This is a genomic window from uncultured Succinivibrio sp., assembly GCF_902756765.1.
In the GTDB taxonomy this organism is placed as follows: Bacteria; Pseudomonadota; Gammaproteobacteria; order Enterobacterales; family Succinivibrionaceae; genus Succinivibrio.
Genome location: NZ_CACVSS010000173.1, coordinates 1 through 2,513 on the forward strand (window position 1 = coordinate 1; position 2,513 = coordinate 2,513).

Annotated in this window: 1 protein-coding gene; it reads left to right on the top strand. The window is 40.7% G+C overall.

All coding sequences use genetic code 11. The features are described 5' to 3' along the window. The coding region (gene mfd, locus QZU45_RS12075; RefSeq protein WP_295355640.1) for a transcription-repair coupling factor at window positions 1–2,513 on the top strand (2,513 nt) is incomplete at both ends.

The following is a 2,513-nucleotide window of genomic DNA, read 5'->3' on the forward strand; positions in this document are numbered from 1 at the left end:
TATCAGGCTGTATCAAGAGGTGCAATTCCTGCTGGTATTGAATACTATCTGCCTTTATTCTTCCATCACATGAGTTCATTATTTGAATATTTAAGTGATGATGTAAAAATCATCTTAATTGATGATGTGAAAAAAGCTCTTGAAGATTACGACGTAGATATTCACAAACGAGCTCTTGACTACGCCGGCAACAATGATCATCCACCTTTAAAACCAGAAAAAGTATTCTTAACTACTCTTGAGTGTCAGAATTTTATTAAAGATCACGAAAGCATCTGCCTTTACAAAGAAAGATTTGATGAAGAAACGACAGAAAAAAGAGGTTATTACAATGCATCTTTTGAAAAGGTGCCTGAAATTGCCTTCAATCAGGATAAAGACTCTCACGGTCCTTTTGTGGCTTTTGTAAGTGATTTTATTGATAAGGGAGGCAGAATTTTAATTTCAGCTGTTTCAGAAGGAAGGCGTCAGTCAGTAAGAGAAATACTTCCGTCTGCACTTGTAAACAAGTATGGCATAAAGCCTGCCTCAAGCCTCGAAGAATTCATGAGCGAGGATGCTCCTCTTATGCTCACCATTTCTCCTTTAGACGAAGGCCTTATCATAAAAAACCTGAAACTCTGCCTGATTACAGAATCTGAACTTTACGGATTTAAGGTAGTAAGGCAAAGACGTGCTCAGAGAAAATCCCAGCTCTCTCACGATACCATCATTAAAAACCTTTCTTCTTTAAAGGAAGGTCAGATAGTAGTTCATATTGATCATGGTATCGGTAGATACCGTGGCTTAAAAACCATGGTCATAGGAGATGTTAAAGGTGAGTACCTGACCATTGAGTATCAGAATGGCGACATGCTCAATATTCCAATTACAGCCTTATCAAAGGTAGCAAGATACGCAGGTTCTGATAATCCGCAGCTGTCTAGACTTGGCAACGACACCTGGTCTAAAAAGAAACAGAAAGCGGTAGACAAGGTAACTGATGTAGCTGCCAACCTTTTAGATCTCTATGCCCGACGTGAAGCTGTTAAAGGTACAGCATTTAAAGTTGATTTCAGAGCTCTCGATGAATTTGCCTCTGGCTTTGGCTATCAGGAAACACCAGATCAGTTAAATGCAATTAACAGCACTATCAATGATCTTGCCCTTGAAAAGCCTATGGACAGACTTGTATGCGGTGACGTAGGTTTTGGTAAAACTGAGGTTGCACTAAGAGCTGCCTTTGTTGTCGCAAACTCAGGCTCTCAGGTGGCAGTACTCGTTCCAACCACCATTCTTGCTGAACAGCACTATCAGAATTTCAAAGAACGCTTTGCAGGAACTGCCATAAATGTTGAACTTGTTTCAAGATTTAAAACAGTAAAACAACAAAATGAAGTGATAAAACAGCTCGAACAGGGGTCAGTAGACATTATCATCGGAACTCACAAGCTGTTATCAAAAGAAATCAGATTCAAAAAGCTTGGCCTCATCATTGTCGATGAAGAACACCGCTTTGGTGTAAAGCAGAAAGAAAAACTCAAAGAAATCAGAGCTCAGGTAGATCTTTTAACCTTAACTGCAACTCCAATTCCTAGAACCCTCAACATGGCTATGGAAGGTATGCGTGAGCTCTCTGTAATTGCAACGCCACCAGAACACCGTCTTGCTGTAAAAACTCTGGTATCAGAAAAATCTGACACTGTGACCCGTGAAGCCATTATGCGAGAACTACGTCGCGGTGGTCAGGTTTATTACCTTCACAATGATGTTGCAACCATAAATCAAAGAGCACAGCAGATTGCAGAACTTGTTCCTGAGGCTAAAATCGGAATTGCCCATGGTCAGCTTAACGAAAGAGATCTGCAAAAGATTATGAGAGATTTTTGCCACCAGAGATTTAATCTTTTAGTCTGCTCTACCATTGTTGAAAACGGTCTTGATGTGCCTACAGCCAATACCATTATTATTGACAGAGCCGATCTGTTAGGTCTTGCTCAGCTCCATCAGATCCGTGGTCGTGTAGGTCGTTCTCATCACCAGGCTTATGCTTATCTGTTTACTCCTCCTAAAGCTCTGCTTACAAAGGATGCAAAATTAAGACTTGATGCCATAGCATCTATGGAAGAATTAGGTGCAGGCTTTGTGCTGGCATCACATGATCTTGAAATTCGCGGTGCAGGTGAACTTTTAGGAGAAGAACAGTCAGGTCAGATTGAATCTGTAGGTTTTGCTCTCTATTCAGAAATGCTTGAAGCTGCGGTTAAAGCATTAAAGGAAGGCCGTGAACCATCACTTGCCGAACTTACCTTGAATGACTGTGATATTGACCTGCATCTGCCTTGTCTCCTTCCTGAAGACTACATTGGTGATGTTAATATGCGTCTGTCAATTTACAAGAGGATCAGTGCCTGCAGAACCAACGAAGAGTTTGAAGACATCAAAGTTGAACTTATAGACAGATTCGGTTTCCTTCCAAAGAGTGCTGAAAACCTTTTTGACCTATCAATATTGAAAAATATGGCCAACAGACT